We start from the raw sequence: 21,287 nt of genomic DNA, 5'->3' as shown, positions 1-21,287 counted from the left end.
CAGTACATACCGCAGCCAAGGTGCGCCCCCTCTCCCGCTTGCGGGGGAAGGTTGGGGAGAGGGTGCTTCCACAATCGAGGGCCCCCAAGAGGAGAGAACCCTCACCCGCGCCTCTGGCGCGACCTCTCCCGCAAGCGGGAGAGGTAAGGGGAGCCCGCGGCTGCACCGATGCGACCATCATCATCTCGCCCTTAGTAGCCCCGTGTCCGGTCGACACGCCCCGGCAGATCTTCGCCGCGGCGATGGCGTGCGATGACGTCGAGCACGAAATCGACGGCACTATCCGGCGACGTCATGCTGGCATTGTGCGGGGTCAGCAGGATGCGCGGGTGGCTCCAGAAGGGATGACCCGAAGGCAGCGGCTCGGGCTCGGTGACGTCGAGCACCGCCCCCGACAACATGCCGCTGTCGAGTGCCGCGAGAAAATCGGCCTCGACCAGATGCGGGCCACGCCCGACATTGACGAGCCCCGCACCGCGCGGCAGGCGCGCGAACAGGTCGGCGTTGAGGATGCCACGCGTTTCGTCGGTCAACGGCAGCAGGCAGACGAGAATGTCGGCCTGCGCGAGGAAATCTGGCAACGCCTCCATGCCCGCGTGACAGGTGACGCCTTCGATCTCGCGCGGCGAGCGATTCCACCCCGAGAGCGGAAAGCCGAACGCCCTGAGGCGTTCGAGCACGGCCTGGCCGAGCTGGCCGAGCCCCATCACGCCGACGCGCCGCCGCTTTGCCGGCGTGATCCGGATCTCGCGCCAGACCTGCTCCTTCTGCTGGCTGATGAAATGCAGGAGATCGCGATGCAGGCCGAGCACGGCCATGGTGACGTATTCGACCATCGTCTCGGCGATGCCGGGCTCCAGCATGCGGACCAGCGGAATGTGCAGCGGGAGTTTCGTGGCGTCGAACTGGTCGACGCCGGCGCCGACCGAGAAGACCAGCTCCAGATTGGGGAAGGTCGCCCCGATGTCATCCGGCGGCACCCACGCCACGAGATAGCGCACCTCGGCGGGATCGCCGATGTCGGGCCAGAGCCGGAACGGCAGGTCGGGCGCACGCTCCGCGAAGAAGGTCGCCCATTCGGCGCCGCGAACCATGTTGGCCTTGTAGAGAACCGTCATGCCACCAAAACTCTCAGAACGGGCTGACCGGCGCGAGCCGGCGGCCGTCGATCATGCGCTTGTGGCTGTAGGCCGCGGGATCGACCAGGGGCGTCGCGCCGGTCACGATGTCGGCGGCGAGCTTGCCGGCTGCGGGACCGATGCCGAAGCCGTGGCCGGAGAAGCCGGTGGCGAGGAAGAAGCCCGGCAGTGCATCCACCGGCGAGATCACGGGAATCGTATCAGGCGTGCAGTCGATGGTGCCGCCCCAGGCTTCCGCGATCTCGATGTCCTTCAATTCAGGATTCGACTTGATCAACGAGGCCAGCGCCGCATTGACCAGCGACATGTCGGGCTCGGGATCGCGCACGCGCTCGGTTTCGAACGGTGACGGCTTGTCGAAGCTCCAGCTGGTGCCGCGCATGAGCTGGTCGAAGAACGACTTTCCGAACGACATCTTCAGGCCGTTGCGGCGATGCAGATAGGTCGGCCAGAAGGTGCGGGCGTAGCGGAACAGGTCGGGCGACAGCTCCACAGTGCCGCGGTTGCGCAGCGCCAGCGTGAAGCCGCCGTCGAGCCGCCGGCGGATGCAGTAGAAGTCGGTGCCGAGCGCGCCGGAGGTGATCTCCGGCGCCGGCGTGGTCCGGCATGCGGTGGCATTGACGAGGCCGATCGGCAGCTCGATGCCGTGGCGGCGGCAGAACAGCGACGACCAAGCGCCGCCCGACAGCAGCACGGACTGCGTCCGGATCGTCCCCTTTTCGGTGACGACGGCGCTGACGCGTCCGCCGGTCGTCTCCAGCCCGCGCGCGGCGCAGCCCTGATGAATGGTGACGCCGTGTTTTCGTGCGGCGGCGGCGAGCGCGGGCACGGCCATCGAGGGCTCGGCGCGCCCGTCGCTCGGCGTGTGCAGGCCACCGACCCATTTGTCCGAATTGCCGGGCAGCCGTTCGGCGACCTCGGCCGGCGTCAGGACGGTCGAGTGCACCTGCATCTCGCGCGCCGTTGCGGCCCACCGCTCCCAACTGGCGAGCTCATCCTTGCTCTTGGTCAGGAACAGCACCCCGGTGCGGCGAAACCCGGCATCGACGCCGGCATCGTTCTGCATGTCCTCCCACAGCCGCAACGCCTCGCGGGCCAGCGGGATTTCCTCACGCGCGCGGCCCTGCTGGCGGCACCAGCCCCAATTGCGGCTCGACTGCTCGCCGCCGACATGCCCCTTCTCGACCAGCGCGACCGAGAGGCCCTTCTTCGCCAGATGATAGGCCGCGGAAACGCCGATGACACCGCCGCCGATGACGACGACGTCCGCCTGCGCCGGCAGGCGTTCGTCGCTATTTATACGGTTGAGCGGCGGGGACATGAGGCACTCCTTAACGTCAGCCTGGACTTCAGTTCGATCGAGATATTGCTCGTCATGGGATGTTCATTCGCGGATCGAGCGCATCGCGCAGTCCGTCGCCGAGGAAGTTGAAGCTCGTCACCGCCAGCGTGATGGCGACGCCCGGCGCGATCGCAAGCCACGGCGCGCTGGTGAGGTAGATCTGGGCGTTATTGAGCATGTTGCCCAAGCTCGCGGCCGGCGGCTGGATGCCGTAGCCGAGATAGCTGAGATAGGATTCCAGCAGGATCGCCTTGGCGACGTTCAGCGTCGCCGCCACCACGATTGGCGCGATCGCGTTGGGCACGAGCTCGCGGAACATGATCCGCAGGTTCGACGAGCCGAAGGCGACGGCGGCGACCGCGAACTCGCGCTCCCTGAGCGAACGAACCTGGGCCTCGACGACGCGGGCCACCCACATCCAGGCGGTCGCCGCGATCAGCACGGTGGTGGTGACGAAGCCGGGCTCGGTGAGCGCCGCCAGCGCGATCAGCAGAAAGATCGTCGGAAAGCACAGCACGGCATCGACGAGCCGCATCAGGACCGCGCCGACCACGCCGCCATAGAAGCCCGCGAAGGCACCGACCGCGATTCCGACCGCCATCGCGATCACCATCGCGGTGATGCCGATCGACAGCGAGACCCGCGCGCCCATCATCAGCCGCGCCAGCACGTCGCGTCCGAGCTCATCCGTGCCGAGGATATGCGCACCGGACAGCGGCGGCGCGAACCGTTTCATGATGTCGATATAGGTGTCGTCGAACGGCAGGAGATAAGGACCGAACGCCGACCCGAAGACGAGGACCAAAATGATCACCGCCCCCGCGAGCGCGAGCCGGTGCCGGCGAAAGCGCCGCCACGCAGCCTGGCCGGGCGCAAGTTGGTCGGTGGAGAGGGCGGCAGTCGTCATCCCTAGCCCACCCGGATGCGCGGATCGACGACGGCATAGAGGATGTCGGCGAGCAGCGAGCCGATCAGCACCATCGTCGCCGAGAACATCAGGATGCCCATCACCACCGGATAGTCGCGGTAGCCGATGGAGTCGAGGAACAGCCGGCCCATGCCGGGCCAGGTGAACACGGTCTCTGCGACCAGCGCGCCGCCGAGCAACGTCGGAAGCTGAAGGCCGGCCACCGTGATCATCGGCAGCAGCGCGTTGCGGAGCGCGTGCACGGTGAGGATGCGCCATTCCGGCATGCCCTTGGCGCGCGCGGTGCGGATGTAGTCCTGGTTGATGACCTCGAGCATCGAGGAGCGCATGAAGCGTCCCCACATCGCGGTCTCGACCAGCGCCAGCACCAGCGCCGGCGCAATGAGGTGATGGAGGAGATCGAGCACCGAACCGTCGCCGACGGTCTCGCGGTCGCCGGACGGCAGCCAGCCGAGCTTCACCGAGAACACATAGATGGTGACGAGGCCGAACCAGAAGGTCGGGATCGACAGCGCGATCATGGCGCCGACGGTCGCCAGCGTATCGAACAGCGAGTAACGGCGCAGCGCGCCGAGCACGCCGATCCAGCAGCCGAGCAGCACCGCGATGATCGTCGCGGTCGCCATCAGCTCCAGGGTCGCGCCGAGATGCGACGATATCACCGACAGCACCGCCTCGCCGTCGCGATAGGAGCGGCCCCAGTCGCCTTTCAGCATGCGGCCGAACCAGTCGAGATACTGGATCGGCAACGGGCGATCGAGGCCGAGCTGCTTGGTGACGCGGTCGAGATCCTCCTGCGTCATCTGGGCGGAGGCGGCAAATTGCGACAGCGGACCGCCGGGCGCGAGATGCAGGATGGCAAAGCCGATCGCCGAGACGATCACAAGCAGCATGATCGCCTGCGCCAGGCGATTGGCGACGTAGCGGGCCATCTCAGGCGATCCAGCAAGCCGGATATATCAGGCCCAGTACCATTCGCGGATGTTCCAGCTGTTGATGGAGGTGTTGATGTTGGGACGGAAGCCTTGCAGCCCTTCCTTCACCCCCTCGGCGATGAAACCCTGGAACAGTGGCAGGATCGCGAGGTCATTGCGGATCAGCTTTTGCAGATCGCCATAGATCGTCTTGCGTTGCGCGAGATCGAACTGCCTGGCGCCTTCGGCGAGAAGGCGGTCGGCCTCGGGGCTCTTGTACTGATAGGTATTGTAGCCGCGGCCGCCCTGGGCGGGAATGGCGCCGGAGCCGAAGCGCGGCGTCACGTCGGGGTCGCTGCCCAGCATGAAGTTCACGCCCACTATCACCGAATTGAATTTCGACTGCTGCCAGAAGTCGCCCCAGATCACGGCGGCCGGCATGTTGTTGACGCGCATCGCAGCGCCGATCGCGCGCCAGTCCTGGATCAGCAGCTGCTGGGTCTGCTCGCGCACCGCGTTGCCCGACGTCGTCGAATTGGTGAATTCGAGCTTGACGCCGCCCTTCTCGCGCACGCCGCCCGAGCCACGCACCCATCCCGCCGCATCGAGCAGCGCGTTGGCCTTGGCAGGATCGTATTTGTGCTGCGGCAGCCCCTGCTGGAACGACCAGGCCTGCTGCGGCACGAAGCTTTCGGTCTGCCTCGGCAGGCCGTAGTTCAATGCGTCGATGATCGCCTGCTTGTTGATCGCGAAATACAGCGCCTCGCGCACCGTGCGGTCGGCCAACGCGCCGAACTCGAGGTTGGGCGCGATGTGCTCGACCGAGGACGTCGAGGACACGAAGATCTTGCGCCCCTTCAGCGTCTTCGCCTCCTGCACGAAGTTCGGCAGGATACCTTGCAGGCCGGTGTAATCGACCTGGCCGGTGCGGAACTGGGTGTAGAGCACGGTGAGGTCGGGAATGTATTTGAAGACCACGCGTTCGACGTACGGCCCCTTGCCGTGATAGCCGGTGTTGGCATTCAGGAGGATGTGGTCGCCCGGCACGCGCTCGCCCCAGCGGAACGGTCCGGTGCCGACGGGCGCGTTGTGAAACGGCGAGGCGTTCGGATCGGACACCTTCTCCAGGATGTGCTTGGGAACGATGAAGGTCAGCGATCCCAGGATCGACATGTAGGGCGAATAGGGAGCTTCCATCCGCCAGTGGATCTCGTCGGGCGCGACGACCTTGATGTCCTTCACGAGGCTGTGGCCGACGCGGCTGCGCGCGCGGAAATCGGGGTTGTTGATCAGCTCGAGCGAGAACTTGACGTCGTCGGCCGTGAACGGCGTGCCGTCATGCCACTTCACGTCGCTGCGCAGCTTGATCTTCCAGGTCAGGCCGTCGGCCGACAGGCCGCCATTCTCGATGGTCGGGACTTCGCGCGCCAGATCGGGAACGAAATTGCCGTCGGGATCGATGAACCAGAGCAGCGAGAACACCTGCCACCAGACGCCCTGATCGACCTCGATGCCAGGCATCAGCGGATGAAAGACGGTCGGCTCCTGCGACAGCGCCGCGATCACCTGCCCGCGCGGCTTGTCCGGCGGGTTGGTCGGGCGTTCGGTCTGGGCGAAGGCGTTGCCAGCAAGGCTCCATCCCGCCGCGGCGCCGGCGCCGAGCTGAAAGAACTGACGGCGATTTGGAATGCCGGGATGCAGTGCCGGAGTGCCGAACCTGCCGGTGTCGTCTGTCATGACCACTCTCCGTTTTCGCACGCGGCACCATCTCCCGCGCCCCCGAGACCCCGGCAAAGGGACAGGAGTGAGCTTTAGTGCTTCTAAATTTTTCTACCAAAATTTCATCATGACTAAATACAGCTGTCAATCACATTGCTAGGATGCGCGACCTTTTCACTCCGACTAAAGCCTAGAACCGATGCGGTCCGGGGCTGAGATGATGCATGGGAGAGAGCGACATGGATGGTCGCGGCGATACCAACGGACCGAAGGACGCCCCGACGATCGAGGCCGACGATGCCGTCGACCAGCGCCTCGGCGAAACCGTGCGGCTGCTGCGCCAGCGCGCCGGGCTGTCGATCCAGGACGTCGCCAACAAGACCGGTCTCTCCACCGGCATGATCAGCCAGCTCGAACGCGCGCGCGCCATGCCGTCGATCCGATCTCTGCGCCTGCTCAGCATCGCACTCGACGTTCCGATCTCCTATTTCTTCGAGACCACTGATCCCGCCGACGTGCAGCGCTACATCGTGCGCAAGAACAGCCGGCGCCTGCTGCGGCTCACCGCCAGCGGCGTCGTCAAGGAAGCCCTGACGCCGGCAGACAAAGGCCAGCTCGAACTCTATGAGCTCACGCTCAACCCGGGCGCCTCGTCCGGCACCGACTTCCTGCAGCACACCGGCGAGAAGGCCGGCTACATCCTGTCCGGCAGCCTGCGGCTGTGGCTCGACAACCAGGCCCACCTGCTCGAGGCCGGCGACAGCTTTCGCTTTCCGAGCATCGTGCCGCACATGTTCGACAACCCCACCCAGCAGGTGGCGCGCGTGATCTGGGTGACCACGCTGCGCCAGGCCGATTCGCCGGCAGGTTGACGCGCCGCCGCCGGGCACCACCGCAAATTGCCCCTCGACGCCGCCGCACGGAGTCTGTAGCTCACATGGAGCCGGACTGATCGACAGGGCGGACGCGAGGGCCCGTGACTGACGCATTGGTGTGAGACCATGAAACTAAGGGGGCTTCTGACACTCGCGATGGCTGCGCAGGTCATCGTGACCGCGGCGGCCCTTCTGACCTCGTATGCGGTGACCGGTGCCGCCGGGTTCGGCCCGGTCCAGTTCATCGCACTGCTCGCAAGCGCCGCGGTTGCGGTCCTGCTCGCGCGGCTCTGTACGCGTGCGATCGAAACGGCCCAGCAACAGCGCACCGCCGCGCAGCTGGCCGAGCAGGCGCAGGCCAGCGCCCAGATGACCCAAGCCGTGATCAAGACCGCGCTCGATGCCTTCGTTCAGACCGACGCAGACGGCACCGTCCTGGAATGGAGCGTTCAGGCCGAGGCCCTGACCGGATGGACGCGCAAGGAGGCGCTCGGCACCGACGTCGTCAACCTCCTCATCGCCGAGCCGCTCCGCGACGGTTTTCGGCAACGCATGATGCGGCTGCTGCCCGAGCTGTCGAATACGCCGACCGGCATCCGGTTCGAGGCGACCCTGCTGCACCGGGAGGGCGAGGAGATCCTGATCGAGGCGTCGAGCACCGCGCTCAAGATCGGCGGGCGCACCATCATCAACAATTTCGTCAAGGACGTCACCCGGAAGCGCGCGGCCGAGTAGCAGCTGATCCAGGCGCAGAAGATGGAGGCGGTCGGCCAGCTCACCGGCGGCATCGCGCACGAATTCAACAACATGCTCACCGTGATCACCGGCACGATCGAGATCCTCGCCGAGGCCGTGAAGGACAATCCGCCGCTTGCGACCATCACCAAGCTGATCAGCGAGGCCGCCGATCGCGGCGCCGCGTTGACGTCGAGCCTGTTGTCCTTTGCCCGCAAGCAGGCGCTGCGGCCGGCCGAGATCGACGTCAACGAACTCCTTGAAGAGCTCGCAAAACTGCTGCTGGCGACCTTCGACAGGAAGATCGAGATCGTCACCAGGCTCGACGGCAACGTCTGGCTCGCCCTCGTCGATCGCGGCCAATTGAGCTCGGCGCTGCTCAACCTCGCGATCAATGCCCGCGACGCGATGCTGGATGGCGGCAAGCTGACGCTGACGACGCGCAACGTCGTGTTCGGCGTGCGCGAGGCCGTCGCGGTCGGTGCCGGCTATGCCGGTGACTATGTCGGGATCGAGATCGCCGACACCGGCACCGGGATTCCGCAGGCTCTTCGGGAGCGGATCTTCGATCCCTTCTTCTCGACCAAGGACGTCGGCAAGGGCACGGGTCTCGGGCTCAGCATGGTGTTCGGTTTCGTCAAGCAGTCCGGCGGCGGCATCAAGGTCACGTCCGAAGAAGGAAGCGGCACGATCTTCACGATCTACCTGCCGAAGGCGGAGGCGAGCACGCTTCGCCCGACCGGCTATGACGAGCGCAAGATCGTGGGCGGAACGGAAACCATCCTGTGCGTCGAGGACGACCGCGACGTCCGTCAATATGTCACGGTCCAGCTCGAGAGCCTCGGCTACAAGGTCATCCCTGCGGCCAACGCGACCGAGGCCCTGGCCATCGCCGCCGAGGGCTCGCCGTTCGACCTGCTCTTCACCGACATCGTCATGGCCGGCGGCCTCAACGGGCGCGAGCTCGCCGAGCAGATGGTGGCGGCGCGGCCCTCGCTGCGGGTGCTGTTCACGTCAGGCTATGCCTACGATTCGCTGCACGCGCAGGGCTGCACGATGGGCGCGCCGCTTCTGACGAAACCCTATCGCAAGGCCGAGCTCGCGCGCATGCTGCGCCGCAGCCTCGACACCGCCGTCGACGCCGCGGGCGATGCGATCCCGACGCCCTATTCGGTGCAGGCCGATGTCGAGGGCTTTCTCCGCAGGCAGACGTCCGACCGCGACCGCCGTTAGCGTGATAGGATTCGGCAAAATTCCTGGTGCGAACATGGATCGATCGACCAAGGCGACCTTGTGGATCGCCTTCATCGTCATCGCCTCGTATGTCGTGTGGTTCTATCTCGCTTGTGCGATGGACGACGCGTGCCATATGGTCTGCGAGGGCGGCGGTCGTCGCGGCTGCCATCCGCAATGGACGACTGACTCAAAACAGCCCTAACGCGCGGCATTGCGACCGCCTGCAGGCTTGTCGACGGTGACGCGGTATTCGAATGCTGCAGTTACGTCCGCAAGCCGAAATGCGAACAAGCCGCCGGCTCGACGGCCGATCCATGACGTCGGCCTTCGGCCCAGGGGCGCCATTGTACTTTGCGAAAGCCGGACTATAGGCTTGGCTGCAATGTTCGAGTGAGGTTGTGCGTGGGTGGAGACGTGGTCAGCGACTTCCTGGCGGGCGGCGGCGAGATGGGCGCCCTGACGCGAGAATTTGACTGGTCAAAGACCGCGCTCGGTTCCCCGGACACATGGTCGCAGAGTCTTCGGGTGACGGTCCGGCTCGTTCTCACCTCGCGCCATCCGATGTTCATCTGGTGGGGACCGGACCTCATCCAGTTCTACAACGACGCCTACCGCGAGACGATGGGACCCGAACGGCATCCGAGCGCCCTGGGCGCGCGGGGCCGCGAGTGCTGGGAGGAGATCTGGGACATCATCGGTCCCCAGATCGAGTACGTCATGGCGGGCCACGGAGCGACCTGGCACGAGGACCAATTGGTGCCGGTGACGCGCCACGGCCGTCGCGAGAATGTCTGGTGGACGTACAGCTTTGGCCCGATCGATTTCGAAGGCAAGGTCGGCGGCGTGCTCGTCGTCTGCAAGGACGTCACGTCCGAGCACATGAGAAAGGAAGCGCTGAACCTCATCAACGAGGAACTGAAGCACCGCGTCAAGAATACGCTGACGGTGCTCGGTGCGGTGGCCACGCAAACGTTTCGCGACGCATCGAGCAAGGCCGATCTCGACAAATATCAAGGAAGGCTGGCCGCGTTCGGACGCGCGCACGACTTGCTGACCGCAGCAAACTGGGCGGCGGCACCCCTTCCAGACGTGATCAGCACGGCCCTCAGTCCCTACAGGGCAGGCGACGTCCGGTTCACGGTGTCGGGGCCTCCGCTTGTCGTCAAGTCCCGGCAGGCCCTCGCTCTGTCCCTGGCAATCCACGAGCTCGCGACCAACGCCTTGAAATATGGTGCTCTGACCGCCGCAAGTGGCCACGTGTCGATTACCTGGGCGTCCGAAGATCAGGCGGGCGAACCGAAATTCACTTTCGTCTGGCGTGAGACCGGCGGCCCGCCTGCGTCCAAGCCGGCCGGCGTGGGCTTCGGCTCGCGCCTCATATCGCGGGTTCTGCAGGACGATTTCGGCGGTTCGGTCGAAGTGTCCTATGAATCCAGCGGGCTGGTCTGCCGACTGACGGCGCCCCTCGAAAATCTGGCATCAACCCTCGACTAGCGCGCGAGTGCAGGCCCGCCCGCGGATGCGGTATCCGGCTTCCACCAGCGATGCGTCCGGCCTCGTTTCACGGATGGACAGCGCGTCGCTCCTGGCCGATGCTCCGTCCATCGAACATTCATTGGAGGCGAGCCATGACGACACTCGAGAAGGGCATTACCGCCGTTGGCACGGGCTATGGCGGCAAGAGCTGGAACATCCTCGGCCAGGTCTATTTCCCAAAGGCCGTCACCGAGTCCACCTTCGCGTTCGAGACCAACAGCGAACCGGGCCAGTTCGTCCCGGTGCACATCCATCCGACCCAGGACGAATTCATCCTGGTGCAGGAAGGCACGCTCGACCTCAAGCTCGACGGCCAATGGGTCAAGGCCCATGCCGGCGACCTCGTGCGCCTGCCGCGCGGCATTCCGCACGGCTATTTCAACAAATCCGACAAGCCGGCCCGCGCGCTGTTCTGGGTCTCGCCGATGCAGAAGCTGGAGGCGCTGTTCAACCAGCTTCACAATCTGACCGACCCCGCCGAGGTCGTGCGCATCTCGGCCGAGCACGAGGTCGACTTCCTGCCGCCGGAGGCCAACGACTAGGCTACGATCTCCCGATGCACGAATCGTTGGGGGAACCGGCCATGCCTGCACGACGTCATGTCATCGCCATCATCGCCGCGCTCGGGCTGATCTTGACGACATTCGCGACGAGCCAGGCACAAACGCTCACGGCGAAGCAATCGGAAGCACAGGCGGCCTACGAGCGCGCGCTCGGCGATTTCAAGGCGATACTCGCCGAGCGGCGCAAGCAGATAGACGCGAAGCAGCCGCTGCCGAACCTGCCGGGTCAGGCCATCTATCTCGCACGCGTCGCCGTCATCAGTACCTACAAGGATCTCACCGACGCCATGCCATCGCGGATCGGCAGGCCCAACAAGTTCGAGATACCACCAGCCTATTTCGATGCCGACATCGAGCCACTGATCGACGAATATGCCGCGCTGTTCGAGGTCATGGAAGCGCCGCCGGCGGGAGCGCAGAACTCGGCGACGCCGTTCAAGGACGTCGTTGATCTCGCGGTCGCAATCGCACGCGCCAAGGGGCTTGCACCGGTTCACGCCGAAGCTGCGGGACGCATCAGCCTCGGGCTGTTCTTTGCGGAGACCAACGGCAAGCAGAACGTCCGCAACGGGCGCTCGAACACCTATATGGGCAGCTTCCAGACCGGCCCGTCCGAGGACCGCAACGGCCGCAGGAAATGGGAGGCGATCAAAGGCGAGATCGCCGCGGCCAATCCCGAGCTAAGCGCGCGTGACGACAAGGAAGAGGTGCGTGCCCGCGGCACCGACTATCGCTTCAACCACTGGACCAATGTGCGCGACGGCCTGATGAACGCGCACGCCGATGTTTTCAGGGAGATCCCCGGCATCGTGAAGACGCTGCCCGACCCGATCGACCAGATGAAGCTGTTCGAGCTGATCCAGATCGTTCCCACCCCGACCCGGTCCGCGCTTAAATCGGGAGATCTTCTGAACTACCGGGTATCCAGTCCGACGATCATGAAGCACTTGCGCAACAACAGCATCTTCGCATTCGGGCAGGCGGACCGGGCGCGCACTTCGGCGAGCTTCCGCGAGATTCTCGCCGCGATGTGGTTGTTCAACCGGAAGTTCGAGAAGGCGATGGCGAAGTACGCGGAGATCAAGCCGCGCTGAGGGGCAGGTTGCTCGCCGCTTGGCACACCGACAAGACGAGCTAAGGCGCGTACTCATAATTCTTCGTCAATGTCCGCTTGATTCGGTACCGACCGCCTTTGTGCAACCGCAGCAAAGGTCGCAAGGGACCAGAAGGAGCCGCTCTATCGTCGGGGGCAACCGGCCGGCGCCTGAAAGCGCAACCAGTCCCTGACCTCACGGCAGCGTCTCATTTGCGCCACCCGGCCTTGCCCAATCCCTCCATTAAGTGCTCGTGATCTTGAAGGCGAAAATATCGGGGCGGTCGGCTAACATAGGCCGCGATTGAAGCCGCATGACGCATTTGAAGAGTCTCGATGACACGACAGCCCTCCGCGCGACGGCCGAGTTGGCCGAGTGCGGCCGCCATCCATCGGAAAGCCATCGGTATGTCTGGATAGTCGCGAATCGTCTGCCGCGCGACGCGTAGCGCATTCTCGTAATCATTCTCGAAGTAGTAGGAAGCGGCAAGCTGAGACAGCCTGATCGACTTCGCCGGATCCCGCGGACTGAGGCGGAGAAACTTCTCGATGGCGACCCGGCCTTCACCGGGCCGGCCGGAGAAGACGAGAGCCGTTCCCTGCGCTCCAAACGCATCCGCACAGTTCGCTACAGTGGCCAACGCCGCTTCCGTCTCCTCGATCGCCGCCTGGTTGTTTCCCCTCAGATGAAACGTCAGGGCAAGTCGGGTGCGTGCGCCTGTATTGTCTGGGTTAAGCTGCAAGGCCCTGCGCACCAGCGGCTCGCTAAGGTCGCACGCTTCGTCGACCGGCATTCGACCGAGAGCGGAAGCATCCACCAGGTGAGTCCATGCCCATCCGTCGAATCCGTGCGAATAGTCCGGCTTGAGCGAGACGGCCTGTTGAAATGATTGCCTGGCCGAAACGTTCCCTTCTACCGACGGCGTGAGCATGTATGCGACGCCACGCTGATAGGCTTCCCACGCGGTCAGGCTATCGGGTGGCAGGCGCACGATGCGGCTTCGCTCTGCATCGAGGATTGCCGGCCCGATTTCGCTGATCACGGCTTCCCCTATTTCGTCCAGCACCTGGAACAGATCCGTGAGATTGCGATCGTAGCGCGCTGACCATATCTGCAGTGCAGTTGTTGCGTCGATGAGCCTGCACGTAACCCGGACGCGGCCGTTGTCATGCCAAGCGCTGCCTTCAAGGACATACCGCACATCGAGCTCGGTGCCGACCTGACGAACATCAACGGCGCGGCCTCGATAGATGAAGCTCGAGTTGCGAGCGATCACCAGAAGCCAGCGAAGGCGCGCCAGTTCGGTCAGCACCTCCTCGGCCAGCGCATCGCCGAAGAAAGCCTGCGCAGGGTCGCCGAGAGGATTCGCGAACGCCAAGACAGCAATGGACGGCAGGTCCCTTCTAGCCAAGGCCGGCTGCGGCGAGGCGTGCCATTCTACCCGCGCATCACCAACAAAGCGAAATCCCCTGCGCGGGTAGGTCTTGATGAGCCTCTGCTCCCGCCCGTTGTCGCCCAGCAGCTCTCGCAAGACGTTGATGCGCGTCGTCACGGCAGCATCGCTTACGATGCGGCAGTTCCATACCGACTCCACGAGCTGCTGCTTGGTGACCACGTTGTCTCGGTGCTCGATCAGGTGAACGAGCAACGCGAGCACCTGAGGCGAGGCCGGCATGACCAGACCGTGACGGCTCAGCTCTTGCCGAGACGTATCGAGCGCGAAATCTTCAAAGCAGAAGCGCATGGCGCACCCACCAAGGCGGTCCCGCGGCACAGTAACATGCCGCGGTGAGGTGTCGATTAGAAAAAACCAAGCATTGGTGAAGTCAAATGCCCCGCGGAGCCGTATCGTTCTAACAGACGTCCGGAAGAGAGTCGCATGATCGAGCGCCGTGAATTCATCGTTGCTGCGAGTGCCTTAGGCATCTCCACCATCATGGCGCGTGCACAGTCTGCGGGCCGGGTGGTCAGGGTTGGTTCGCTGATCAACGGTGGTCCCGGTCCAATCCTGCAGGTTTTCAAGGAGACGTTCGAGACGCTGGGTTACGCCGAGGGGCGCGACCTGATCTTCGAGCACCGGTTTGCCCGCGGTCAACTAGATCGATTGCCAGCACTTGCGGGCGAACTGGTGCAGGCCGGCGTCCACGTGATCCTTGCGGCCGGCGGGCCGGCATCGCGGGCGGCCAAGGGCGCCACCTCGACCATTCCCGTCGTCTTCTCGATCGTCACAGATCCCCTGCTGCTGGGCCTTGTGGAAAACATGGAGCGTCCCGGCGGCAACCTGACGGGGTTGACCAGCCTTGACCCCGAGCAGGCTGACCGCCAGTTGGCTCTTCTGCGCAACATGTTCCCGAAGCTCGCCCGTGTGGGCGTTCTCAGCGACGACACGATCCCGGGCGCAGATGCGAGCGGGCTTGCTCCGATCGATCGCGCCAATTCTGCGGCCGCGCGCAAGCTCGGCATCGAGCCCATCGTCCGAAAGGTTGCCGGGGGACCCACCCCCGATTATGCGGCCGCGCTGGACGATATGCTCAAGAACGGTGCCGAGGCCCTACTGGTGCTGGAGGTTCCGATGCCGCTGCGCGACGGCAAGATCGTCGCGGAGGCCGCGAGTGCGCGGCGCATGCCGTCGATTTTTCCTGGAGGCCAATCCAGCACCGGGGGATTGATTGCCTACGGCACTAGTGTCCTCGATACGTGGCCCCGCATGCCGGTGCTGGCAGACAAAATCCTGAAGGGCACCGCTGCGGGCATGATTCCGATCGAAACGATTACTCGGCGCGAGTTCGTGGTGAATCTGAAGACTGCGCATGCGATCGGCGTAGCCATCCCCGAAGAGCTGCTGAAGCGCGCAGACCGAGTCATCGAGTAGCGTCCGATAGATCGACACTGAGGCCCCTGTCCATTCTGGGTCGTTTTCGACGGATGCGGCGGTGGTTTGCCGGCTAATTGATGTGCGCTTCTGTCACAGGAGCCCCGAACCGGGTTAGGTGAGTGGCATTGCGTTCGGCTGGACCCCTGTGATTCAAACTCCCAAATTGGGGAGCTCGAATCATGCGCTACGAACTCGCCGACTATGAATGGGTTGCCATCAAGCCGATGCTGCCGAACAAGCCGCGCGGCGTTCCTGGGGTAAGCGACCGTCGTATTCTTAATGGTATCTTCTGGGTCCTGCGATTCGGAGCACCATGGCGTGATCTGCCCGAAGCGTTGGGGCCATACACCACGTGTTACAACCGCTTCGTACGCTGGCGGCGGACTGGTGTCTGGGGCCGCATCATGGACGTACTTGCTTCTGCCCATGATGACGCTGTTCAGATGATCGACACCTCCATTGTCCACGTGCATCAGCATGGAGCGTGCGTCACAAGTAACCAGCGCCAATCGATGGGAAGATCACGCGGCGGCTTGACGAGCAAAATTCATGCTGTAGTCGATAGCAATGGTCCACCGGTACGGCTGGCGCTGAGCCCCGGCGAGGCCCACGACGTTCGGCTTGCCGGAAAACTGCTGTCTCGCCTTAAATCCGGGTCAATACTGCTTGCCGACCGTGGCTATGACGCCGACTGGATTAGAGAGCAACCGTGTCGAGCGGTTCTTCAACAAGATCAAACAATGTCGTCGGGTGGCGACGCGCTGCGACAGGCTGGCCGACAACTACCTCGCCTTCGTTCAACTTGCGTCAATCAGGCTACGGCTGCGTCTTAATGAGTCCGCGGCCTAGTTCTCCGGCTTGTTGCCGTCCGTCAGCGTCTTCAGGAACGCGATGATGTCGGCTTCGTCCTGCTCCCTCATCGCCGGCTTGTCGCCGGGGTGACGGTCGAACGGCGGATCGGTGACATCGACATTGGCGTGATATTTTTGCGGCAGATCGTTGTACTTCTGAACCGTGCCCTCGGCCGCGCGCGGAAAGACTTTCTCCGGATTTGTGTCGCGGAAATTATAGAAGTCGAGCACCTGCTCGAGGGTATGGAAGACACCGTTGTGGAAGAAGGCGTGGCGCGTGGCCGTGTTGCGCAGCGTCGGCGTCAGGAACATGCCGCAATACTGCGTCTGCTCGGCAATGTCCGTGCGATGCGGACCGCAGACGCCCAGGTCGAAGTAATCGGGATCGCGATTGCCCGCGAGCGCGGCATTGCGCGGCGCGCCGAGCGCCTCGTACTGGTGATCCGTGAACAGCGGCGGCAGTCCGTCGCGCGTCGGCGCCGAGGTATGGCAGCCGGCACAATTGGCCTTGTCGGGGTCGTTGAACAATTGCAGGCCGCGCAGCTCGCTCTCGGACAGCCGCGCCTTGCCCTCGAGCCAATGATCGTACTTGCTGGTGTAAGGATGGAAGTTCGGCTCCTCCACCTGATAGCGCGCCACCGCAAACATCGCCTCCGCGATCAGGAGTCGCTGATTTTTGAGCACACCCGCTCCGAACAGCTCGACGAAGCGCTGCACATAAGACGCATGGCGCAGCTTGTCGGCGACGATCTCGGCGCTGCCGCCGTCCATCTCGTTGCGGTCGAGCAGCGGAAACAGCGCCTGATCCTGCAGCGTGTCGGCGCGACCGTCCCAGAACAGGCCGCCTTGCGGCACGATGTTCGCGGACGCGCCGGTGCCGCCCGCGGTTTTCGTCGTGCGCGCCGCCTGCTGGCCGATTGCTGCCATCTGTGCGAGATCGATGACGTTGTCGTCATCGCCCTTGTCGGGGCCGATGCTGAAATTCGGATGGCGATCGAGATAGGTCAACGACGGCACCGCGCGCGCGCCCTGCCGCGACAGGGCCGCGCCGCCGAGCATGACTGGTCCGTCATTGGGCGGACCGTAGGCGTGATCCGGGCTGTGGCAGGAGGCGCATGACAGCGCGCCTGACGAGGACAGCGAGGCGTCGTAGAAGATCTCCTTGCCAAGCTGTGCCATCGCCGACAACGGCGCGACCGGCGGGCGCATGAGGCGGACCGGGTTGGGATTCGCGCCGGCAGGAATCGCCTCCGCGAATCCTTGCGTCTCGACAGCAAAGACGGCGCCGGCCAGACAGAGCAGGCCGGCGCCGAGAAGCCACATGGTGCGGCTGTTCATAAAGCGTCCCGTTGGACTAGTGGTGATAGTGCTCGTCTGGCGGGCTGGTGATCACCGTGCCCGAGGTCGGGTCGAGGAACAGCGCATCCGTCCGGAGGTAATGGCTGTGATCATGATCGAAGTCGAACAGGTCCACGATCGAGCCAGAGCTGGCGTCGAACGAGCCGCCGCCGAGACGCTGGCCATGCAGCCAATTGTCCTCGATGAACCGCACCACGGAGGCCTGGGAGATGTAGGTGTGGCTGACGAAATTCGACCTCGCATAGGGCGAGACCACGATGAAGGGAATGCGCGTACCCGGACCGCAGCGGCCGTTCACCGGTTTGCCGCCAAGGCCCTTCGGTGCCGGCTGCTTCTGCGCACCCAGGCCGCACAGGCCCGGACCGTTGACCTGATCGGCCGTCGGGTCGTAGGACGCGCTCTTCGGCGCGACGTATTGATGGTCGTACCAGCCGTCGGAATCGTCATAAGTGATGATGACCGCGGTCTCGCGCCATTCCGGCTGCCTCTGCAGGAAATTGATCAGTTCGACATTGCCAACCTGCTCGTCGAGCGGATCGGAGTTGCCGGCATGACCGTCCTGGAAGGCCGGCATCTTGATGTATGACACGGCCGGGAAATTGCCGGCCTTCACCGCAGCGTAGAAGTCCTCGAGATCGTAGCCGTGGTTGGCCGGATCGACGTTGCCGTTGAAGTCATGGGTGTGGCCGATCGCACGCACGGAGCTTGGCCGCGCATGGGTCGGGTTGGCGGTCGACTTGTAGTACTGGAACCAGGCGTGGTGCGGAATGTAGTCGACGATGCTGCCGTTGACGTTGCTGGAGAACGTGCTTCGGCCGCAACCGGTGGTGCCGTTGGCGTTCTTGAGCGTCAGGTCGAAGCCGCCCATGAAGCTGCCCCAGCTGATGTGCTCGGCATTGAGCAGGTCGCCGATGTTCTTGCCGTCCATCAGGATCGTGCTGGTCTTGCTCGAGCAGGGATCGTTGCCCGGATCGGTGTCGCCGATCAGCGTCAGGCCGCCCTGGCCGTCGGCGATCGACGCTGACGTGCCGACGATGTTCTGCACGCCGTTGGTCTGACCGGAGATCACTTCGAGCATGCCCGGCGTCGACGGGCCGAAGGTGTCGGTCCAGGCATTGTCGCTCATCGAGAAGTGCTGGGCGTAGTTCCAGAGGGCGGTGATGGTGTTGCCGTCGAAATAGCCCATCACCTGGCCGTTGGTGCCGAAGGCGCCGGCGCCGCCGGCGGTGCCGCGACCGGTGAATTTCGGGAAGAGGTCTTCCTTGCCGTTGTCCACGGCCTGCTGCTCGGGCGTGTAGGAATGGTTCTGCGAGCGCGTATTGGCCTGGGTGCGGTCGAGGCGGAACGGATCCGTCGCGCCGGTGCCGTTGGCCGGGCTGTTGTTGGGGTTGTTGACCAGCAGGTTCGCCGTGACGAGGTTGTTGACCTTCGGCGTATGCGGCTTCGGCGCGAAGGGAATCGAACCGGACGGATTGGTCGCGTTCGGGTAGGTCGCGAAGTAGTGGTCGAACGAGCGGTTCTCGTTGAAGATGATCACGAGATGCTTGATCGGCGTCTCGGTGTGGATGCCATGCGGATGGCGATGATGATCATGGTCATGATCCCGGTCCCGGCCGAAATCGTCCGCGAGCACCGGCATGGCGCACGCGAGTGCCGTCGCGGCCGCGAAAATCGCGGCCGTCGTCAGAAATCTGGATTTCATTGTTGTGTTGCCCCGAAAGATTGACGCCGACCCTCGGGACGTTAATGGCGCGCGATGACAGAGCTGTGTCAGTTTGACGCAAGAGACACTTTGCGCAGTTGTTCAGACATTTTTTTCAATATGGGCGCTTTACCCGAGGCTGCCTGCCCTACTCGATGCGGATCGGCGTGTCCTTAAGGCCGTTATTGTCATAGGCCTTGCGCAAGGTGCCGTTCGTCGTCGCCTCGTTCATGAACCTGGTGACGAAGCTCAGCGCCTGCTGATGGCCGAGCGGCACGGCGACGGCCGTCACCGTCTTCTTGAACGTCTCGTCCAGCACCCGTGTGCCGGGAATCTTCTGCGCCATCTTGTTGAGCTGGTCGCGCGATAGGGCGAAGGCATCGATCTCGCCGCTCTTCAGGAGACCGAATATCTCGTCATAGGTCTGATAGCCCGTGACTTTCGCATTCTTCAAATGCGCGATCGCGCCGCGCATGGTGGTGGTGGCGTTGACGGCCGCGACCTTGATGCCCGCCTGGTCGAGCGTGGCAAAGTTGGTAACGCTCGAACCGGCCTTGACGATGTAGGTGGCGTCCGCAACCTCGTAGACCGGGCCAAACATCATCATGGTCTCGCGCTCGGGATCCTTGGGGAGCCAGGTGACGTCCCAGGTCCCCTTCGACGCCGCATCGGTGATCTGACCGGAATTCTGGTGCACGACATATTCGACGGCGACGCCGAGCTGGGCCGCCATCTCCCGGCCGAGATCGACGGGGACGCCGGCATAGCCGGCTTCGGTCTTGGTCGACCAGAACGCTCCGCCCGCCGGGCTGATCGCAATCGCGACCCGGAGCCTGCCGGTCGGCGCGATCTCGTCCTTTAAACCGTCCGCTAGTGCAGGCATGGCGACCAACGCTGCGAGAACGAGGCCGGCGAGAGCCGACGGGAGCGACCTTGGCATGCCATAATCTCCTGACCTTTTCTTCTTCGTTTCTTCTGAGTCTCTTCTTTTTCTTCTCTTCTTCGTCCCGACCGCGCCGCGCGCCGTCGCTCGGCCTTTGACACAATTCTGGTCGATCGTGCGCACGATGAAAAGCGGTTTGTCGTGACAAAACTGTCAAAGGCCACAGCGCTGTTTGCAGTGCAAGGCCGCTGACCGCCATGGCTATGGTGTTCCACGGCCGGACATTTGTTGATAGCCTGCCGCACCGACAGACAATAATCGGGGGCCACCGAATGACCTGCGCGAATCCCGCATCTCCCGCACGGCGCAACGGAGCGTGGAGAGGTGTCGGGCGGGCGCTCGCCGCCGCGATGGCCTTGGCGGCGCTCCCCGGCTGCGAGGAGAAGAACAGCTTCGTGGCCCCGCCACCGCCCAAGGTGGACGTCGCAACGCCGGTGCAACGCCCGGTGACGCGCTATGTCGAGGCCACCGGCAACACCGCGCCGATCAAGAGCGTCGATCTCGTCGCGCGCGTGCAGGGCTTCCTGCAATCGATCGACTATCAGGACGGCACCTTCGTCAAGCAGGGCACCCAGCTGTTCACCATCGAGCCGGAGACTTACAAGGTCAAGCTCGAGCAGGCGCAGGCGGCCGAGGCCGGCGCGCAGGCCTCGGTCCGGCAGGCCGAAGCCGATTTCAAGCGACAAAGCGATCTGGTGCAGCGCCAGGCGGTGTCGCAGGCCACGCTCGATACCTCGACATCCACCCGCGACAACGCGCAGGCCAATCTCCAGCAGGCCCAGGCCAACACCAGGCTCGCCCAGGTAAACTACGGCTACACCAACGTGACCGCGCCTTTCGATGGCATCGTCAGCGCTCACATGGTCTCGGTCGGCGAGCTCGTCGGCGTCTCCTCCCCGACCCAGCTCGCCTCCATCGTCGCGATGGACCCGATCTATGTGAACTTCACCGTCAACGAGCAAGACGTGCTGCGCATCCGCGCCGAGGCCGCCCGACGCGGATTGACCGCCGCCGACATGAAGCAATTCCCGATTCAAGTCGGCCTGCAGACCGAAGCCGGCTATCCACATGAGGGCAAGCTCGACTACGTCGCGCCGACCCTCACCCAGTCGACCGGCACGCTCGCGGTGCGCGGCCTCGTGCCCAACGACAAGCGGGTGCTGCTGCCCGGCTATTTCGTCCGCGTCCGCGTGCCGTTCACCCAGGAGAAGGACGCCCTGCTCGTTCCCGACACCGCACTCGGCAGCGACCAGGGCGGCCGCTATCTCCTCGTCGTTGGCAGCGACAACATCGTCGAGCAGCGCAAGGTCCAGATCGGCCCCGTCGACAACGGCCTGCGCGTGATCGAAAGCGGCCTCAAGCCGGACGACCGCGTCGTGATCGCAGGGTTGCTGCGGGTTATCCCGGGCCAGAAGATCGACCCGCAGGTGACGAAGATCGAGCAGCCGCAGGCGTCTGCCAAGTAGGGAGCGCCAG

Annotated in this window: 16 protein-coding genes and 2 pseudogenes; 9 read left to right on the top strand and 9 right to left on the bottom strand. The window is 64.3% G+C overall.

Annotated features, from left to right (window positions below; genetic code table 11):
- Positions 1–191: 191 nt before the first annotated feature.
- The 5 genes from NR187_RS05435 to NR187_RS05415 are packed head-to-tail and all read right to left on the bottom strand — an operon-like array spanning position 192 to position 6,060.
- Complete coding sequence (locus NR187_RS05435) at positions 192–1,118, bottom strand: glyoxylate/hydroxypyruvate reductase A (RefSeq protein ID WP_211384396.1); 927 nt, start codon at positions 1,116–1,118, stop codon at positions 192–194.
- Positions 1,119–1,131: 13 nt separating this feature from the next.
- A complete protein-coding gene (locus tag NR187_RS05430; protein ID WP_211384395.1) occupies positions 1,132–2,460 on the bottom strand; it encodes an FAD-binding oxidoreductase in 1,329 nt (442 codons plus the stop codon).
- A gap of 52 nt (positions 2,461–2,512) precedes the next feature.
- Entirely contained in the window at positions 2,513–3,388 is an 876-nt protein-coding gene (locus NR187_RS05425) for an ABC transporter permease (RefSeq protein ID WP_211384394.1), read from the bottom strand.
- Positions 3,389–3,390: 2 nt separating this feature from the next.
- Positions 3,391–4,341, bottom strand: a complete 951-nt coding sequence (locus NR187_RS05420) for an ABC transporter permease (protein WP_211384393.1) — start codon at positions 4,339–4,341, stop codon at positions 3,391–3,393.
- Positions 4,342–4,368: 27 nt separating this feature from the next.
- Entirely contained in the window at positions 4,369–6,060 is a 1,692-nt protein-coding gene (locus tag NR187_RS05415; RefSeq protein ID WP_211384392.1) for a peptide ABC transporter substrate-binding protein, read from the bottom strand.
- 221 nt (positions 6,061–6,281) lie between these two features.
- Between NR187_RS05415 and NR187_RS05410 the strand changes: the two genes are divergently transcribed.
- From NR187_RS05410 to NR187_RS05385, 6 genes and pseudogenes are all read left to right on the top strand, one after another.
- Positions 6,282–6,914, top strand: coding sequence for a cupin domain-containing protein (locus NR187_RS05410; protein WP_306235249.1), 633 nt, complete (start codon positions 6,282–6,284; stop codon positions 6,912–6,914).
- 129 nt (positions 6,915–7,043) lie between these two features.
- Positions 7,044–8,885: pseudogene (locus NR187_RS05405) on the top strand (ATP-binding protein).
- A gap of 34 nt (positions 8,886–8,919) precedes the next feature.
- Positions 8,920–9,090, top strand: coding sequence for a hypothetical protein (locus tag NR187_RS05400; protein ID WP_211384390.1), 171 nt, complete (start codon positions 8,920–8,922; stop codon positions 9,088–9,090).
- A 212-nt stretch (positions 9,091–9,302) separates the two neighbouring features.
- Positions 9,303–10,382 (top strand): HWE histidine kinase domain-containing protein, encoded by a 1,080-nt coding sequence (locus NR187_RS05395; protein ID WP_256805930.1) that lies wholly within the window; start codon positions 9,303–9,305, stop codon positions 10,380–10,382.
- A 134-nt stretch (positions 10,383–10,516) separates the two neighbouring features.
- Positions 10,517–10,966 carry a cupin domain-containing protein gene (locus tag NR187_RS05390; RefSeq protein ID WP_211384388.1) on the top strand — a complete coding sequence of 150 codons (450 nt, stop codon included), beginning with the start codon at positions 10,517–10,519 and terminating at the stop codon, positions 10,964–10,966.
- A gap of 41 nt (positions 10,967–11,007) precedes the next feature.
- A complete protein-coding gene (locus NR187_RS05385) occupies positions 11,008–12,081 on the top strand; it encodes a hypothetical protein (protein WP_211384387.1) in 1,074 nt (357 codons plus the stop codon).
- Positions 12,082–12,289: 208 nt separating this feature from the next.
- On the opposite strand, the gene NR187_RS05380 is transcribed toward NR187_RS05385, so the two are convergent.
- Positions 12,290–13,825 carry a winged helix-turn-helix domain-containing tetratricopeptide repeat protein gene (locus tag NR187_RS05380; RefSeq protein WP_256805929.1) on the bottom strand — a complete coding sequence of 512 codons (1,536 nt, stop codon included), beginning with the start codon at positions 13,823–13,825 and terminating at the stop codon, positions 12,290–12,292.
- Between the two features lie 135 nt (positions 13,826–13,960).
- On the opposite strand from NR187_RS05380, the gene NR187_RS05375 reads away from it, so the two are divergent.
- Both NR187_RS05375 and NR187_RS05370 read left to right on the top strand, forming a co-directional pair.
- Positions 13,961–14,953, top strand: coding sequence for an ABC transporter substrate-binding protein (locus NR187_RS05375; protein WP_256805928.1), 993 nt, complete (start codon positions 13,961–13,963; stop codon positions 14,951–14,953).
- A gap of 182 nt (positions 14,954–15,135) precedes the next feature.
- Positions 15,136–15,805: pseudogene (locus tag NR187_RS05370) on the top strand (IS5 family transposase).
- Here the strand turns inward: NR187_RS05370 and NR187_RS05365 are convergent.
- The 3 genes from NR187_RS05365 to NR187_RS05355 all read right to left on the bottom strand — a co-directional run bounded on the left by NR187_RS05365 (position 15,802) and on the right by NR187_RS05355 (position 19,808).
- A complete protein-coding gene (locus NR187_RS05365; RefSeq protein WP_256805927.1) occupies positions 15,802–17,145 on the bottom strand; it encodes a cytochrome-c peroxidase in 1,344 nt (447 codons plus the stop codon). The pseudogene NR187_RS05370 and the gene NR187_RS05365 overlap by 4 nt on opposite strands.
- A 16-nt stretch (positions 17,146–17,161) precedes the next feature.
- Entirely contained in the window at positions 17,162–18,868 is a 1,707-nt protein-coding gene (locus tag NR187_RS05360; protein ID WP_256805926.1) for a phospholipase C, read from the bottom strand.
- A 148-nt stretch (positions 18,869–19,016) separates the two neighbouring features.
- Entirely contained in the window at positions 19,017–19,808 is a 792-nt protein-coding gene (locus tag NR187_RS05355) for an ABC transporter substrate-binding protein (protein ID WP_256805925.1), read from the bottom strand.
- 275 nt (positions 19,809–20,083) lie between these two features.
- Here NR187_RS05355 and NR187_RS05350 point away from each other — a divergent pair, with 275 nt between their 5' ends.
- Positions 20,084–21,277 carry an efflux RND transporter periplasmic adaptor subunit gene (locus NR187_RS05350; protein WP_256805924.1) on the top strand — a complete coding sequence of 398 codons (1,194 nt, stop codon included), beginning with the start codon at positions 20,084–20,086 and terminating at the stop codon, positions 21,275–21,277.
- Positions 21,278–21,287 lie beyond the last annotated feature (10 nt).

This window comes from Bradyrhizobium sp. Bra64, from assembly GCF_024519875.1.
GTDB classification, from domain to species: domain Bacteria; phylum Pseudomonadota; class Alphaproteobacteria; order Rhizobiales; family Xanthobacteraceae; genus Bradyrhizobium; species Bradyrhizobium japonicum_G.
Note: the sequence above shows the minus strand (reverse complement) of the source record. Positions and strands in the feature narration are given on the sequence as shown.